This window comes from Streptococcus mitis, assembly GCF_003942795.1.
Taxonomy (GTDB): Bacteria; Bacillota; Bacilli; order Lactobacillales; family Streptococcaceae; genus Streptococcus; species Streptococcus mitis_BJ.
Genome location: NZ_RJNY01000009.1, coordinates 63,731 through 79,607, shown reverse-complemented (window position 1 = coordinate 79,607; position 15,877 = coordinate 63,731). Strand labels below are relative to the sequence as shown.

General features: G+C 40.1%; 15 protein-coding genes and 1 pseudogene. All 16 read right to left on the bottom strand.

What is annotated here, in order from left to right; translation table 11 throughout:
- Positions 1 to 185: 185 nt before the first annotated feature.
- Positions 186 to 2,978, bottom strand: coding sequence for an isoleucine--tRNA ligase (gene ileS, locus D8847_RS05575; protein ID WP_125840905.1), 2,793 nt, complete (start codon positions 2,976 to 2,978; stop codon positions 186 to 188).
- 253 nt (positions 2,979 to 3,231) lie between these two features.
- A complete protein-coding gene (locus D8847_RS05570) occupies positions 3,232 to 4,026 on the bottom strand; it encodes a DivIVA domain-containing protein (RefSeq protein ID WP_125840904.1) in 795 nt (264 codons plus the stop codon).
- An 8-nt stretch (positions 4,027 to 4,034) separates the two neighbouring features.
- Positions 4,035 to 4,826, bottom strand: a complete 792-nt coding sequence (locus tag D8847_RS05565; protein ID WP_125840903.1) for an RNA-binding protein — start codon at positions 4,824 to 4,826, stop codon at positions 4,035 to 4,037.
- Positions 4,823 to 5,083 carry a YggT family protein gene (locus tag D8847_RS05560; RefSeq protein ID WP_125840902.1) on the bottom strand — a complete coding sequence of 87 codons (261 nt, stop codon included), beginning with the start codon at positions 5,081 to 5,083 and terminating at the stop codon, positions 4,823 to 4,825. Before D8847_RS05560 ends, D8847_RS05565 begins: the two co-directional genes overlap by 4 nt.
- Positions 5,083 to 5,613 (bottom strand): cell division protein SepF, encoded by a 531-nt coding sequence (locus D8847_RS05555; RefSeq protein WP_125840901.1) that lies wholly within the window; start codon positions 5,611 to 5,613, stop codon positions 5,083 to 5,085. The genes D8847_RS05560 and D8847_RS05555 overlap by 1 nt, the downstream gene beginning before the upstream one ends.
- A gap of 9 nt (positions 5,614 to 5,622) precedes the next feature.
- Positions 5,623 to 6,294: a YggS family pyridoxal phosphate-dependent enzyme gene (locus D8847_RS05550; RefSeq protein ID WP_001049621.1), complete on the bottom strand. Its 672-nt coding sequence runs from the start codon at positions 6,292 to 6,294 to the stop codon at positions 5,623 to 5,625.
- Positions 6,295 to 6,297: 3 nt separating this feature from the next.
- The gene (gene ftsZ / locus D8847_RS05545) at positions 6,298 to 7,554 is read right to left on the bottom strand and encodes a cell division protein FtsZ (RefSeq protein WP_000144258.1); all 1,257 of its coding nucleotides are present in this window, start codon (positions 7,552 to 7,554) and stop codon (positions 6,298 to 6,300) included.
- A 16-nt stretch (positions 7,555 to 7,570) separates the two neighbouring features.
- Positions 7,571 to 8,941: a cell division protein FtsA gene (ftsA, locus tag D8847_RS05540; RefSeq protein ID WP_125840900.1), complete on the bottom strand. Its 1,371-nt coding sequence runs from the start codon at positions 8,939 to 8,941 to the stop codon at positions 7,571 to 7,573.
- A gap of 233 nt (positions 8,942 to 9,174) precedes the next feature.
- On the bottom strand, positions 9,175 to 9,879 hold the full coding sequence (locus D8847_RS05535; RefSeq protein ID WP_125840899.1) for a TIGR02206 family membrane protein: 705 nt from the start codon (positions 9,877 to 9,879) through the stop codon (positions 9,175 to 9,177).
- 196 nt (positions 9,880 to 10,075) lie between these two features.
- Positions 10,076 to 10,686: pseudogene (locus tag D8847_RS05530) on the bottom strand (NUDIX hydrolase).
- Positions 10,673 to 12,046: a UDP-N-acetylmuramoyl-tripeptide--D-alanyl-D-alanine ligase gene (locus tag D8847_RS05525; RefSeq protein ID WP_125840898.1), complete on the bottom strand. Its 1,374-nt coding sequence runs from the start codon at positions 12,044 to 12,046 to the stop codon at positions 10,673 to 10,675. Before D8847_RS05525 ends, D8847_RS05530 begins: the two are co-directional and overlap by 14 nt.
- Positions 12,047 to 12,129: 83 nt before the next feature.
- Entirely contained in the window at positions 12,130 to 13,173 is a 1,044-nt protein-coding gene (locus D8847_RS05520; protein WP_125840897.1) for a D-alanine--D-alanine ligase, read from the bottom strand.
- 257 nt (positions 13,174 to 13,430) lie between these two features.
- Positions 13,431 to 13,958: a thiol-disulfide isomerase gene (locus tag D8847_RS05515; RefSeq protein WP_125840896.1), complete on the bottom strand. Its 528-nt coding sequence runs from the start codon at positions 13,956 to 13,958 to the stop codon at positions 13,431 to 13,433.
- Positions 13,945 to 14,145, bottom strand: a complete 201-nt coding sequence (locus tag D8847_RS05510; protein ID WP_125840895.1) for a hypothetical protein — start codon at positions 14,143 to 14,145, stop codon at positions 13,945 to 13,947. Before D8847_RS05510 ends, D8847_RS05515 begins: the two co-directional genes overlap by 14 nt.
- Positions 14,146 to 14,219: 74 nt before the next feature.
- Entirely contained in the window at positions 14,220 to 14,753 is a 534-nt protein-coding gene (locus D8847_RS05505) for a thiol-disulfide isomerase (protein WP_125840894.1), read from the bottom strand.
- A complete protein-coding gene (locus tag D8847_RS05500; protein WP_142999091.1) occupies positions 14,743 to 15,678 on the bottom strand; it encodes a hypothetical protein in 936 nt (311 codons plus the stop codon). The genes D8847_RS05505 and D8847_RS05500 overlap by 11 nt, the downstream gene beginning before the upstream one ends.
- Positions 15,679 to 15,877: the final 199 nt, after the last annotated feature.

Genomic DNA, 15,877 nt, shown 5'->3' with positions numbered 1-15,877 from the left:
CTAGAATTCTCATTGCTTTGAACATCAAAAAGGAGAGAACCAATTTGGTCCTCTCCAGGGTATAGCTTTTCATCAACCCACTACAGTTGACAAAGAGCCTCAAAAACTTGATATAATGCGTTTTATAGACTATAAGATTAGTTGTCTTTTCTTCTCAAATTAAGTTTTCCCTAGACTTTTCAACCTTATTTCGCTTCAAATCCTTCTGCGACCGCGTCCGCAAAGTTTTCTTCTACGATGCTTGCACAGTGGTCACAGATAACTGCGTGGTAGCTACGTTCTGCAGTAGTTGGATCGATACGACGGCAGCGGTCACATACTTCACCTGCAGCGCGTTCAACTGTGAAGGCTACATCCTCAAAGCTAACTGTGCCTTCTGGAGCTGGTTCTTCTGCAATAGTCAATTCTGACACGATCAAAAGTTGAGCCACATTGCTATCTACTGCTCCAAGAAGAGTTTTCACCACTTCATTTGGGTAAACTGTCAAGTGAGCCTCAAGTGATTTACCGATTACTTTTGCATTACGAGCTTCTTCCAAGGCTTTTTGAACCTGTCCACGGAAGTCCATGAAAGCTGACCAAGTATCCAAGATTTCTTCTTGGTTGGCAAAAGTTTCCGCTTCTGGCAATTCTGACAATTGCACAAATTCTTCAGCTTCAAACTCAAGATATGACCAGATTTCTTCTGCAGTGTGAGGAAGGATTGGTGTCAAGAGTTTGGTGATTTTGACAAGAATGTCATAGAAGACTGTCTGCATTTGATGACGTTCGAGTGATTTGGCACCTTCGATGTAAACAACGTCTTTAGCAAAATCAAGGTAGAAGGCTGACAAATCAACGTTGATAAAGTTCACCAAGGCCTTGTAGATGGTTAAGAATTCAAAGTCAGCATAAGCATCACGAATGGTCTTGACAAGCTGGTTAAAGCGAATCGTCATGTACTTATCAACTGAACGTAGTTCTTCATAAGCGACTGAATCTTGAGCTGGGTTAAAGTCAGAAGTGTTAGCCATCAAGAAACGAAGGGTGTTACGAATCTTACGGTAAGTTTCAGAGACTTGGCTCAAGATATCCATAGAAATACGCACGTCATTGCTTGAGTCAACACTTGTTACCCAAAGACGCAAGATTTCAGCACCAAATTGTTTTTCAACATCACTTGGAGCAATGGTATTTCCAAGAGATTTAGACATCTTCTCACCTTTACCATCAAGGGTAAAACCTTGTGACAAGATTTGTTTGTAAGGTGCTACGCCATGGTTGGCAACAGATGTAATGAGTGATGAGTTGAACCAACCACGGTATTGGTCAGAACCTTCTAGGTAAAGGTCAGCTGGATAAGTCAGATTTGGACGATTGACCAAAACACCATTCCATGATGAACCTGAGTCAAACCATACGTCCATGATGTCTGTTTCTTTCTTGAACTCGCCATTTGGTGAACCTGGGTGGTTAAATCCTTCTGGCAAGAGGTCTTTGGCATCACGTTCCCACCAGATGATAGAACCGTGTTCCTCAAAGAGTTGAGCCACGTGCTCGATGGTTTCAGCAGTCATGATTGCTGTACCGTCTTCAGCATAGAAGATAGGAAGTGGAACTCCCCAAGCACGTTGACGAGAGATAACCCAGTCGCCACGGTCGCGAATCATGTTGTAAAGACGCACTTTACCCCATTCTGAATGGAATTTCACTTTTTCAATTTCGTCCAAGATTTCTTGGCGGAATTTTGAAACTGAGGCAAACCATTGTGGAACAGCACGCCAGATGATTGGTTTCTTGGTACGCCAGTCAAATGGGTATGAGTGGGAGATTTCTTCTTGAGCAAGGAGCAAATCGCCCAGTTTTTCAATAACAGTTGGTACAACCTTGTCATAGAATTGACCTTCAAAGTCAGAACCAGCATTGGCCATCATAATACCGCGTTCGTTAACTGTTACAGCAACTTCAAGGCCGTTAGCAACACCGACATTGTAGTCGTCCTCACCAAAACCAGGGGCTGTATGGACAATACCAGTACCAGAGTCAGTCGTAACGTGGTCACCGAGGATCACCAACTCATCTACAGCCGTATCCCATGGGTGAGCTGTCACAATTTTATTCAATTCTTGACCACGGTAGGTCGCCAAGACCTGAACATCAGCCCAGCCAAATTTTTCAGAAAGACTATTCAGTAATTCTGAAGCAACCACAAACTTACGAGATTCGCCAGTTGGTTGTACCAATACATAATCAATATCTGCTCCAACTGTCAAACCACGAGAGGCTGTGATGGTAAATGGAGTAGTTGTCCATACGACGATATAAGTATCTGTATCTAGGACACCTTTGCCATCTTTGACGCGGTTAGCATAGTAAAGGGAAGTTGAAAGCAAGTCATGGTATTCAATTTCCGCTTCTGCAAGAGCTGACTCAGATGACCATGACCAGTAAACCGGCTTGGCACCACGATAGATATAGCCTTTCTTAGCCATTTCACCGAAGACACGGATTTGAGCCGCTTCATAGTCTGGAGTCAAGGTCACATAAGGATTTTCCCAGTCACCAGAAACACCCAAACGTTTAAAGTCTTCTCGTTGTTTATCTACTTGAGAAAGAGCATACTCACGGCAAAGTTTCAAGTACTCAACCAAGTCCATTTCTTTACGTTTCACGCCTTGTTTTGCCAAGACTTGCTCGATTGGCAAACCATGTGTATCCCAACCAGGAATATAAGGAGCGTAAAATCCTGACATAGACTTAGAACGAACAATAATATCTTTAGAAATCTTGTTCATAGAGTGTCCAACGTGGATATTTCCGTTTGCATATGGAGGTCCATCGTGCAAGGTGAAATGCGGTTTTCCTTGGTTCAATTCTTGACGACGTTGGTAAAGTTTTGCATCTTCCCATTCCTTTTGCCAGAGTGGCTCTTTGGTAGGAAGTCCTGCACGCATTGGGAAAGCTGTTTTACCAAGGTTAAGGGTATCTTTGAGTTTCATGGTATCTCCTTTATAAATATTAACAAATTAAAAACCACGACTTCCAAAAAGGACGAAAATCGTGGTACCACCTTTGTTCGAAAAAAGACAGGGTCTCTTTTCCTCTTTTCCCGTAACGTGGGGAACGTCCAGTCTTACTGTTTTCAGACTGGATTCGTTGAGAGGATAATCTAACGACTAGGGATTGCAGGGCTCACACCATCTCCCGCTCGCTGAAAATTTAGTTGGTTAGATTTTGTTCTCACATTTACTTTTATAGGATAAGAACAGATTCTTTGTTTGCATCTTCCTCAGTTGCTGCAGTAGTTTCTACGTCAACTGACTCTTCATGTTGTTCACTTTCATCTGTATGTTGATTCTGTTGAGCTTCAAACTCAGCCAATTCTTTATTTCCAGCCTCGATACGAGCTTGCAACTCAGCAACCTCTTCTGGTGTGAATTGACGAGTCATATCAATTGGCTCTTCCTCAGGTTGTGAAGGAATAGTTTCACCAAGAACTTCACCCACCACTTCTTTAAAGGCTTCATCGCTTGTTTGAAGATACGTTGCTGTTGGGCGAAGAATGTCTTCCCAATCTGATGACTCAACAATAGCCAATTGACTTTCAATCGTAGACTTGAGGCGTTGATGGANTACACGACTCTTGTTTTTCAACTCTTCTGTCTCAACAGCCACTTTCTTAGCGTTATCTGTTGCCTGACGGAGAATTTCATTTGCCTTGTATTTTGCTTCTTCTAGCAAACGCTGAGCGTCTTGTTCAGCTTGTTGAATAATATTGTTCGAACGTTCTTGAGCAGCCTGTTTGACACGCTCCGCAGTATCTTGAGCAATCAAAACTGACTGACTCAAGGAATCTTTCATCTCATCAAAGTAAGACAAACGTTCTTCCAAACTCTTGATGTGTGTTTCTTTGTCATGATTACTACGAACCAAATCTTCATAGTCACGAACAACGATATCAAGAAATTCATCTACTTCTTCTGGGTCAAAACCTCTAAATCTTGTACCAAAGGTTTTATCTTTAATTTCTAACGATGTAATTGGCATACTTTTCCTCACTTACTTAATAATAATTGAATGCTTAATTTTATCTTGTCTTTTTTTGTCTGTCCATTGTCTTTGACAACTTTTAGACGGCCAAACTTTCTCACACTAATCAAATCTCCAACGGCAACCTGGTAATCAGATTTTTCAACCAGATGATAATTTACCTGAACAGATTTTTTCTCAATCAGTTGACTAGCTTGGTTTCTAGATAATTTCAAGGCACTTGATAAGAGGGCATCCAATCGAAAACTCGAAACTAAAATTTCTCGTTCTCTAAAGTCAATTTTAGATATAATCCTATCGGTAAAAGGACGTTCCTCCAGCGATACAGGAAGTCTGCCAATCTTTCTTATTCCATCCTGAAAAAGAGGAATGAAATCACGATTGACAAAAATCTGTGCTCTCTTTTCATCTACCAAGATATCACCAAATAATTTACGGTTAATTCCTAGTTGGTTGATGATTGTTCCCAATATTTTTCCATGACTCAGTTGCTCAAACTTACTCGGATAGCAAATTTCCAACAAGGCCATTTCAAAGTCTGATATTTCCGGTTCAAAGTAATCTGGATAGAGAAGAACACGAACCGACTCCGTCGGAAGAAAATCACCACTACTTTGGCAACCCAGTCCATATGTCCCAGCTAGCACCCTCAAGATCTGTTCCTGATGGGGATTGATAAAAGGAGTAAGCACTGGTGCATATGTATCTTCTACCCGCTTGATCCACTCTAAACCCTTATCAATAAAGGGAATATCATTTTGGGAAAAATGCTGATAAATGGCTCGATTTACTGTCATAGTAATAGTACTAGTCGTGTTAAGAGATTTCCAAGAAACTGGATCAGAATCAGCGCGGCCCAAACCGTAAAATCAAGACCAGCAAATTGTAAATTGAGCTTACGAAGAGGCTCGATAACTGGACGAGCAAGTCTGATGACTAAGCGACCTAGTTGACTTTCATAGGCATTTGGAAACCATGAAAGAAGAGCAAATGCAACGAGAATGATGGAGTAAATGCTAACTGCATTTTGAATTAAACGGATTAAGAAAATCATTATCTTGCTCTATTTCGTTTAATATCAAAGCCGAACTCGGCACCTTGTGATTCGTCTGGAAGTTTGATATCCTCAATATTCACGATAACGTTGACAGGCGTCAATAGATACATCGTACTCGCAACTTTTTTCATATTTCCAGCCAAGACGTGACGGGCTCCGTCCAAGTAATCAAGGCAGCGGCGCGCTTGTACTTCTGTCATGTATTGGAAATCAATCAAGATACTTTCATTTCCAGTTAACAAATCAACAATCTCAGTTGCATCCTCATACTTTCTTGGATAACGAACATCAATCGTCACTTTCTCATCTGAGTGATGGTTTTGCTTTGCCAACTCTTGTTGACGAGCATGGAGGCGAGTAATATTCGCATCTTTTGCTGATCCTGACTGNGCAGGTGCTGGTAATTCTTTAGAAGATGAGATGGCTGGGCTAACTGTTTCCTCTTGTTGAGTCTGGTAGTTAGTCGTTTCTTCCCCATCTTCTGTAAAATAATCTATAAATTTATCGAATCTATCTTTTAAAGACATAGCTCTCTCCTATTTAAAAAATGCTGTACCGATTCGAACAAAGGTTGAGCCGAACTGAATCGCTTCTTTAAAATCACGACTCATTCCCATACTTAGCTCTGTCATCGGCATATTAGGGATTTGTTTTTCTCTAATTTCTGCTTGCAGAGCCTGCGTATCCTTGAAAATTTCTTTCAATTCATCACTGTCTGCCTCAAAAGGAGCCATGGTCATTAAACCAACATACTCAATCTGATCTAACTTAGCCAATTCTGGCAAAAGTTCTAGCAATTCTTCTTTTGAAAACCCATGCTTGCTTTCTTCCCCAGAAATATTAACCTGCAAGAAACACTTAATAACATGATCTGTTCTCTTTTGAATTTCCTGGGCTAATTTTAGAGAGTCTAAAGCATGAAAGTAATCCACATATGGGATTACTTCTTTTACTTTCCGTCTCTGTAGTGTTCCTATTAAATGCCAAGTGACTGGGTAATCTTTCAAGGCTTGATATTTTTCTAAAAATTTATCAACTCGATTTTCACCGATATGATGGATGCCAAGCGGAAGCAAGGCTTCCGCTGTTTGTACATCTACATATTTTGTCACTGCGATTACTGAAACAGCATCTAGATTACGGTTGGCTTTTTGACTAGCATCAGCAATTTGCTGAAAAACTAATTCAGTGTTTTTTTTCAAATTCATTGATTAACGATTTTTGAAGAATGGAGGTGTGTCCAATTCATCCTCATCTTGTGAAACTGGTGTTTCAAAGCGTTCAACTGGTGAAACAACGGGATCTGTTTGGCGAACAATTGACTCACGGCGCAAGTCCCAATCTCCAAAAGCAGATGCTTGGTTTGTTTCAAAGCGACGTGGACTTGATTTAGGCAGTTCTGCTGTCTCTTCCAAGTCGAATTGACGGTCAAATGTGTGTGCTTGTGGAGTTTTAGTTGATGGTCGACCAACTGGTTGGTTGGTAGCAGACCCGACTACTTTTTCTAGTCGTTCTTGACGAACACCTGTCGCTACAACAGTCACACGGATTTCATCCTTCATGCTTTCGTCGATAGATGTTCCAAGCCAGATGTTTACACCTTTACCAGCTGCTTGATTGACAATTTCTGAAGCTTCTTCTGCTTCAATCAAAGTTAAATCAAGACCACCAGTAACGTTGACAATCACATCCTCTGCACCATCGATAGTTGTTTCAAGAAGTGGAGAGTAAATTGCTTTGCGAGCCGCTTCAACAACGCGCTCTTCACCACTACCGATACCGATACCCATAAGGGCATTCCCTTTGTTTGCCATTACAGTCTTCACGTCAGCAAAGTCAAGGTTAATCAATCCTGGGTTCGTGATCAAGTCAGTGATCCCTTGAACACCTTGGCGAAGAACGTTATCTGCTTCACTAAGAGCTTCAAGAAGCGGTGTTTTCTTGTCAACAATTTCAAGTAAGTTATTGTTAGAGATAATCAACAAAGTATCAACATGCTCGCGAAGTTCATTAATTCCTTCTACAGCGTACTGACCACGTTTGCTTCCTTCAAATCCGAAAGGACGTGTCACGACACCAACTGTAAGAGCACCAAGATCTTTAGCGATACGTGCAATAACAGGGGCAGCACCTGTACCAGATCCACCACCCATACCAGCAGTGATGAAGACCATGTCTGCACCGCTGATTGCTTCCGTCAAAGCTTCTTCGCTTTCTTCTGCAGCTTTGCGTCCAACTTCTGGACGACCTCCAGCACCCAAACCACGAGTCAATTTGGGACCAAGTTGGATAACGGTTTCTGCTTTCGTACTGCTAAGTGCTTGTACATCAGTGTTGGCTGCGATAAATTCTACACCAGCAACACCCTCGTCAACCATACGGTTGATGGCGTTACCACCACCACCACCGACACCAATTACCTTAATAACTGCGCCTTGAGCTGCTGCTGTATCAAATGAAAATGTCATAATTTCTTATCCTCTTTTATTCATCAAACATGCTTCCGATCAAACCACGGAAACGTTCTGTTAGCTTCGGTTTACTTTGAGAACTTGCTTGGAATTCTTCCTTGGGAGCAACTGGAACTTCCTGCACAGTTTCAGCTGGAGCTGCTTGTGCTGGGCTTGGTTGCGCCACAGGATTCAAACGTTGATTTGGAATGCCAAAGTTAATTGGTTTTTGACGAAGGAATTCATCTCCTTTAACTGCTTTTTGAGCAAGAAGATTGACTTCAGTCAATTTACCAGCAAACTCAGATAAACTAATTACGTGAGCAAATGCAGGGTTGCGAATTCCAACCTGATTTGGTACATAGAGTTTTACACGAACACCAAATACTTCTTGAGCTAATTCAACAACGCCCGGCAAAATTGCATTTCCACCGATAAGGACGATACCTCCTGGCAAATCCAACAAGTGTCTTCTTTCCAACTCTTGTTTGATTTGGTCAAAGATATGTTTGATGCGTGCTGAGATAATTTCTGCTAAGTAGCTCTCTGTCACTTCAACAGGCTCTACTTCGCCAATTACTTCAACTTGGAAAGTTTCGTTACTTGCTAGCGGAACATAAGCTTCACCATAGTTCAGTTTTAAACTTTCTGCAATCTTTTGAGATGTTTTCAAGACTTTAGAAATGTCTTTTGTAACGTAATCTCCACCTTCTTGGTAGATGTTGGTGAATTGCAATTCTTGGTTGCGGATAGTCGCTACAGTAGTCTGACCTCCACCCATATCAATGACAGTTGCACCAAATTCACGTTCGCCTTCATTGAGAACTGAGTTCACAATCGCCAAAGGTGAAATAATCACATTATCAACCTGGATACCTACACGCTCAACTGTCTTGCGAAGATTGTGTAGAATCGTACGAGGACCTGTGTAAAGCAGACCACGCATTTCCAAACGGACACCCATCATACCACGAGGGTCACGGATTCCTTGGAAACCATCCACGATGAATTCTTCTGGAATAAAGGTAATCACTTCACGATCAGGAGTCATGCTCTTTGTCAAAGCTGACTTAACAACATCTTCAACATCCTGATCTGTGATTTCTTTTGTATCCGACGTAACAGGAATCATTCCTTGTGTTGGTTCGACCTGCAAGAGATTTGCTGGAAGACCAACGTTGACAGACTTGATAGAAATGCCTGCTTTCTCTTCTGCCTGTGTGATTGCGGATTTGATTGCTGAAGCAGCTGCTTCAATATCAACAATAATTCCGTCTTTTACACCTTTACTTTTGGCATTACTAACACCAATTACATTTACTTCGCCATCTCTATGCTCAGCAACTAACACCTTAATGGAGCTAGTTCCGATATCTAAGCCTGTAAAAAAACCATCTCTAGTCATTACATCGCATCCTCTCTATCTTCCAAGTTTCTCACTTCTATTTAATAACTATGTTTGGGCATAGCTATTCAAAGAATATTATAACACAAAAAAACTAATCATGCTTAATTTTTCGTAAATTTCCTGCATGTTTTTTGAGAAAATATTAGAAAATTTTTCTTCTGGAAAAAGTTTTTGATGTTCTTGTCAACAATTCGATAATATTTATAACCCATCAAAAAAAGAAGGTCTATTTAGACCTTCTCTTGAATAAATTCTTCTGATTTTTGCTGTAAAAAAATCTCTAGCAATTTTGCTGTTACGCAAATTGCCATCACGATAACGCTCGAAACAATAATGTAATTCAAAAGTTGTCCGTGATTCCCAACAAGTGGCGGTCTCTTTAAGAAACCATAATCCCCACTGACAACTAAATTAACAACCCATATCAAAGCGTTCAAGGTGAAGGTAATCACCGCTACATTTTTGAAGTTGAGCAGGGAAGCTTCATAGTTTTTAAACAAGTATAAGAGTGCATTTCCCAAAAGTGCCACATGTCCGATAATGAAGGACAGGATGGTCACGTGTGGAAACGGATAAGGATCAAATAGTGGATAAGTCAGAGCCACTGTTGCCCCAAAGGTTCCTAGAAGGGCAAAGTATTGCTTGTACTTAGAGGTTCCCGGGATCAGGAGCAAGACAAACATGGCTACACGGCAATGATAGAAGGGTAAACTTTCTGACAGGGGCAGATGGTTTCCCCAATACCAGCTATACAGAATAATCAGTTGAACAGATTGAAGAATCTGAATAAATCGTTGGTAAGCCACTTTGTCACGAAAACGATAAGAAGCGTAGAAAGTAAAGGCCAGTATACATAACAAACCAATATACCAGTGGAGTTCAAACTGGGGCGGTTCTGATATCTGCGTGGTAAACAATTGATCCCACAAATTCATATTCTCTTCCTCATTCATCTAGCCAGAGGCGGTAAAAAATTCACTTTCTCCAGCTTTTAAATTTTTTGAAAAAACTTGATTCTATACTATTCATAGAACACTTGCGTCTTAAATTCGCAACCTATTATATCATTTGTATTGCAGAAATGCACTTTACAGACACCTTTTTTTGATTTGTCGACTTCTCTAGCATAAACTAATCGACATATTGGTCTCTTTGTCCTTTATAAACCTGCCAAAGAATCTCCATTTGCTCCTTGGTGATGCGTTTTTCAGATAAGACTGGCAGTTGGTTAATGGCAAAAAATTGAAGCTCAGCAATTTCTTGATTCTCTTGAAATTGTCCATCAAGAAGCTTACATTCAAAGACAAATTTTGCATATTGTTTGCTCTGTAGTTGGAAACGATTGGTATCAAAAACTGCAAATAACCTTTCAGCTTTTGCTGTACAACCGGTTTCTTCTTCAATTTCCTTAAGAATATTTTCGGTTGGAGAATAGCCGACCTCACCAAATCCACCTGGCAAAGCCCAACTATCCTCTCCTTTTCCTCTAACTAAACAGACTTTTCATCCTCAACAATCCAAGCACAGATGTCCATCAGAGAAGTTGCATAAGCGGAAGTTGGTTTCAAGGCTTCTGCCACTTCTTCTGCATCTATGTCTAATCCCTGATTCAACATTTCAGATAACAGGCTTCGCAAGTCCTCGTAACGCTCGCGGTCAAAAGGATCTTTTGTAAAGGTTAATCCAGTATCTGTAATGGCAATCATTCTTTGCAGATACTTGGCAAAATCACTTGCATTCATTTTCTAAACTTTCTACCAGCTTAGCTAGATTCATGGAGTTAGAACCCTTGAGCAAGATTTGATCATTAGCTCCTAGACTTTCCTTGACCTGCTTAACTAGGTCTTCAAATTGGTCTTGTTCTTCTGTTTTCTTGAAGTAATAAATGTGGCCGATTGGGAACATTTGACTGGCCAATTGGGCTAATTCGGCAATGTCTTCTCCATAGAAAATAACGGTATCAAGCACATCTGGAGAAAGGCTCAAAATCATCTGATTATGGAGTTGAACAGACTGGGCACCAAGTTCCTTCATATCCGCCAAAACTGCAATTTTCTTGCCACCTTCATTGGCTGGAATGGCAGAGAAAGTCTCTAAAATCAGTTTCATAGCTGTTGGATTGGCATTGTAAACATCTGATAGGATATCTGCTCCATTGGCAGCTTTCTTCCACTCGGTACGGTTACGCGTCAATTCAAGATGTTGGAAAGCCAAACGAATTTTCTCCTCTGAAACTCCTTCTTGTAGGGCAACATAGGATGCAATCATAGCATTTGTCGCATTGTACTTACCAGTCACTGGCAAATCAAGAGCTTGTTCCAAGAAATTAGCTTTAAAAGTCAGACTGTCCTTACGCTCAATCAAGTCTGTAATTTCCAACTCTGCTCCTGAACCAAAACGAATCACCTTTTTATCAGTAGGCACGTAAGCCTCTACAATCGGATCTGCTGGTGCTAAGAGTAAAGAACCTGAAGCCATACCATCTGCAATTTGCATTTTTCCTTTAGCAATCTCAGAACGGTCTTTGAAAAAGGCCAAGTGGGCTTCGCCAACCAAGGTCACGATGGCTGTTTTTGGACGAGCCAATTCTGACAAGAGATGAATATCGCCCAAGTGATTCTGCCCCATCTCCAAGACCAACTTTTCTGTTCCTTCAGGCATGTGGAGAACTGTGTAGGGAAGGCCAATCTCGTTATTGTAGTTGCCTTGTGTTTTGTATGTTTTGTAGCTTGTTGATAGCAAGTGAGCTAACATATCCTTGGTCGTTGTCTTACCATTTGAACCTGTAACAGCAAAGACATCAACTGCTGTTTTTTCAAGATAGTAGGCAGCTAGGGTTTGAAAGGCAGTCAAAACATCATCTACTAGAATATAGGGATGATTTGCAACCTCTTTCTCAGACAGGGTTGCAGCAGCGCCATTTTCAAAAGCTGTTTCTATAAAGTCATGGCCATCACGCGCCCCTTTGAGGGGCACAAATAAATCCCCTGCCGCAATTAAGCGACTATCAAACTCGGCCTTTTCTAACTTGGTATCCTCAAAAATGCTGATATCATTTTTAGCTCCGACAACTTGGGCCACTTCATGGATTGTTAATTTCATTTCTACTCCTTTAAAAAGGGTTGAAGTCCGAGAACTCTAGTCACCTTGCAGTGATAGTTCTGGCTCCTACCCTCTCTTTCATTTTATAGCAAATGCGCTTCGCGCTTGTCAAAACTTTGCTTAGCAAGATCAACCAAATGCTCAATTAGTTCTGGGTAGCTGATTCCCATATTGTCCCAAAGTAGTGGATACATAGACCACTGGGTAAAACCTGGCATGGTATTCAGCTCGTTTAGGAAAATCTCTCCCTTATCTGTATAGAAGAAATCGCAACGAGACAGACCGAGGCCACCAATCGCACGGAAGGCAGTTTCTGCATTTTGACGCATGACAGCTACTACATCATCACTAATCTTGGCTGGGATATCCATGGTAATCTTGTTATCGATATATTTGGCATCATAGTCATAAAAGGCAACATCCTTGACCACTTCACCAGGAAGTGTACTCTTGACATCGTAGTTCCCCAAGAGACCAACCTCGATTTCACGAGCATTCACTCCTTGCTCCACCAAGACACGACTGTCATATTGGAAGGCAAGTTCTAATGCTTGACGGAGATCTTCTTGGTTTTCAGACTTAGAAATACCGACACTTGATCCCATGTTTGATGGTTTTGTGAAGACTGGATAAGTCAATTTTTCTTCAACTTCAGCGATTTTAGCAGTCACATCATCACCTTCGACGATGGCCACATAAGGAACTTGGGCAATCCCGACAGATTCTAAAACTCGCTTGGTCGTAATTTTATCCATGGCAAGACTAGATGACAAGATATTGCAACCTACGTAAGGCATTTTTAAAACTTCCAAGAATCCTTGAACAGAGCCATCCTCTCCCATTGGGCCATGAAGAACTGGAAAGACCACTGCACCTTCTTCGTAGATGGCACTTGGTGCAACTTTCTTATTCCAATCAATCGTTTCATTGGTCATGAGACAATCCTCTTGACCTGGAGTCTGGCTAAATTCCTGAGTCTTGATAAAGTCACCTGACTGGCTGATAAAGAAAGTCTTGACTGTGAAATGGTCGTAGTTGACCGCACGCATAACACTTTCAGCTGAAAGGACAGAGACTTCACGCTCTGCACTACGCCCACCGTATAAAAGAATAATCGTTTGTTTCATATTACTTGTCCTAATTCTAATAGAATACTCGTTCTTTAGTATATCACATTTGCTTCTTTTTTGAAACTTGAAGCTAAAAAAGCCCTCATTTGAGAGCTGAAATTTTACCTATCCACCACTTGAGCTTCAAAGTGTGCTGGCTTGTCGTCTATCGCTTCTTGCAACTTCTTGATGCTGGGGATGATTATCTCTGTAAAGAGACCTTTGCCTGCTGTGTAGGCTGCTCCTGTCAGCTCACCTGAGTCTAATACAACAAACTATCCATACAAAGTCTGATACATCTTTTCCATGAAAGCCTCAAGCTCTTTTTGAACAATTTTTAATAGGCGCTCTTCTTCGGCTTGAGAGATGTCCACACTCTCTTTTATTTTTTGATTACTAATATTAGAATAGTAACTACGTTTTATGGTTAACTGATTATCTAAAATATAGTAGACATCTATTTTTTCCTCTTTTACTGTTGTTTCAAATAAAACAGTGACTTCATTCTTTCCAGGATTTGAGATTTTCAAATCGATGTCTCCTTTTATCTCTATGGAGTCAATTCCTCCATCCAAGCGAATAGCTCCATCGGGAGGAACGACATAGCCCGCTTTACGGATGTCAGGTGCATATTTTTCTGATGCCATCAAACGTTGTAAGACGACTATATTGTCACTCTCTTCAAAGGAGGTTTTTAATTGCATATGTTCTTGGTGGTTTTGATACTGAAAATAAAGATTCAAGCCAGTAGCTAAGGCAATTACAGAAGCAATCACGATTAGTATTTTTTTAAGTCCCGACATTTTTTTCATCCCCTCTGTCTAAGTAACCATAGAAATCTTGTTTCCAACCCTCTTCCTTGTCATTAGGTTTTCCAATAAAAATATTGAGGTCAAAGCCATATTTAATAAAGTTGCCTCCTATCGTATTATTTTCAATAAGCGTTTCAACCATAAGTTTACCGTTAGCTTTATCCCCATTTCCCATCACAGTATAGAATTCCTCAACACGCCCAGTTATTCATACAGCATTGTGTCGAGGAAGAAGCCACTTTATCTGGTAAACTATTCATACAAGGTCTGATACATCTTTTTCATGAAAGCATCAATCTCGCTTTGAACACTTTTCAACAAGTAAGCTTCTTCGGATTGTGAGACAGAAATAATCTCTCTTTTCCCGTTATCATTTTGCTGAGAATAGCTGGAATCAATTAAATTCAGATTTTTATCTAAAATAAAAGCTACATGCGTTTGTTTTTCATGAACCCGTGTGATGAAAAATAACTGAAAATCCTTAGCATCCTTTTTAGGAGGGCTAATTTTTAAATGTAAATCTCCTTCTATTTCGATGGGATAAATAACTCCATCCAATCGAATAGCTCCGTCAGAAGGAATAGTATAGCCTGCTTTGCGGATGTCAGACGCATACTTTTCTGATGATGTCAAACGATGAAGAACTTCAATTCTTTCATTTTTTTCAAAAGCTTTTTTTAAAGCACTAGATTGTTGAAAATGATTGTAAGTAAAATATAAAGGAATCGCTAATAGGAACAAGGACAATACAATCAACCATTTAAACTGTTTTACTTTATCTGACATTAGTTTCTTCCCCTCTTTCTAAATAATCAAAGAAAGCTTCTTGATTTTTCCTTATTTCTTCATTTGACTGACCCTGAGTTATATACATACTACCTATCGTATTACCATCTGTTACAATGTAACGAACAATATCTTTGCCAATTTTAGTATTTCCTTTCCCAAGATTTTTATAAAATTCTTCAACTCGATTAATAGTATTAGACTCAACTTTCTGATTATAGTCTGCTTGTGATTTAAAAATATCTTTTTGATTAACGTTTTTCATTAAATCATAACTATTAATTGGATCTATGTCAGAATTAAAGTCGGTATCTCCATAACGACCTGAATCCACATCACCCTTGAAAGAAATTTCATACCTTTCCATGGGATAAGGCAGTGAGGCTGTACTACCTGGGATATTAATTCTAGCAGTATTTCCCACCTCACTCATAGCATGAGCAATTGAATAAGAATTCAAACTCCAGCTTTGTTCAGTAAATGCCGCAAGCTGAATTGCTTCATGGGCATAATCTTTATGACTAGTTGAGTCATTGTGCTGTTCAGGAAGTTTAATTTTCAAAAGTTTAATTTCAGTAGAAGAGAGACCATATTCTTTACTAAGCTCATCTCTTTCTTCTAACTCAACTACTCCAGCAATAGCTTTATATCTAAGCGCTAAAAAATTATCTGGCACAAAGGAAGCAACTAGTCTATTGTACTCGTAGATAACTTTTTCATTAGTCCATCCTTCTTGTTTTGTCTTTTTCAAAATTCCCTGCTGGAGCTTATAGAGTGCATTTGCCGTAGATTCATCCAGGTTGTAAGATGATACTAAATCATCCACAATTTTTTTCTTATCTTTTTCAGCCTGAGTCACTGAAATATCCTTATCAAGCTTATGTGACTCAATCTTCACATCCTTCATTTTCTGTACCCAGCTCATGTCCACACCGTCCGCATAGTAGTTGCCATCGCTTTCGACGAGGTATGGGGAATTTACACAAATAGATTCCTAGTAATCACTAAAAAAGGAAACTCTGGAAATGAATAGTCCTCACGAAGTATAGAACTAAAAGAAAAAAGGGGAGTGTAAAATTGGTAACTTAAGTTTTACAAAGAAAAGAAGACAAGAATAAAGCTAT

Excerpts from the sequence above, each read along its gene's own strand:
- ftsZ (WP_000144258.1), bottom strand. The coding sequence starts at position 7,554 with ATGACATTTTCATTTGATACAGCAGCAGCTCAAGGCGCAGTTATTAAG.
- D8847_RS05505 (WP_125840894.1), bottom strand. The coding sequence starts at position 14,753 with ATGTCAGATAAAGTAAAACAGTTTAAATGGTTGATTGTATTGTCCTTG.
- D8847_RS05500 (WP_142999091.1), bottom strand. The coding sequence starts at position 15,678 with ATGAGCTGGGTACAGAAAATGAAGGATGTGAAGATTGAGTCACATAAG.
- D8847_RS05520 (WP_125840897.1), bottom strand. The coding sequence starts at position 13,173 with ATGAAACAAACGATTATTCTTTTATACGGTGGGCGTAGTGCAGAGCGT.
- D8847_RS05560 (WP_125840902.1), bottom strand. The coding sequence starts at position 5,083 with ATGATTTTCTTAATCCGTTTAATTCAAAATGCAGTTAGCATTTACTCC.
- D8847_RS05550 (WP_001049621.1), bottom strand. The coding sequence starts at position 6,294 with ATGAATTTGAAAAAAAACACTGAATTAGTTTTTCAGCAAATTGCTGAT.
- D8847_RS05565 (WP_125840903.1), bottom strand. The coding sequence starts at position 4,826 with ATGACAGTAAATCGAGCCATTTATCAGCATTTTTCCCAAAATGATATT.
- ileS (WP_125840905.1), bottom strand. The coding sequence starts at position 2,978 with ATGAAACTCAAAGATACCCTTAACCTTGGTAAAACAGCTTTCCCAATG.
- ftsA (WP_125840900.1), bottom strand. The coding sequence starts at position 8,941 with ATGACTAGAGATGGTTTTTTTACAGGCTTAGATATCGGAACTAGCTCC.
- D8847_RS05535 (WP_125840899.1), bottom strand. The coding sequence starts at position 9,879 with ATGAATTTGTGGGATCAATTGTTTACCACGCAGATATCAGAACCGCCC.
- D8847_RS05515 (WP_125840896.1), bottom strand. The coding sequence starts at position 13,958 with ATGTCGGGACTTAAAAAAATACTAATCGTGATTGCTTCTGTAATTGCC.
- D8847_RS05525 (WP_125840898.1), bottom strand. The coding sequence starts at position 12,046 with ATGAAATTAACAATCCATGAAGTGGCCCAAGTTGTCGGAGCTAAAAAT.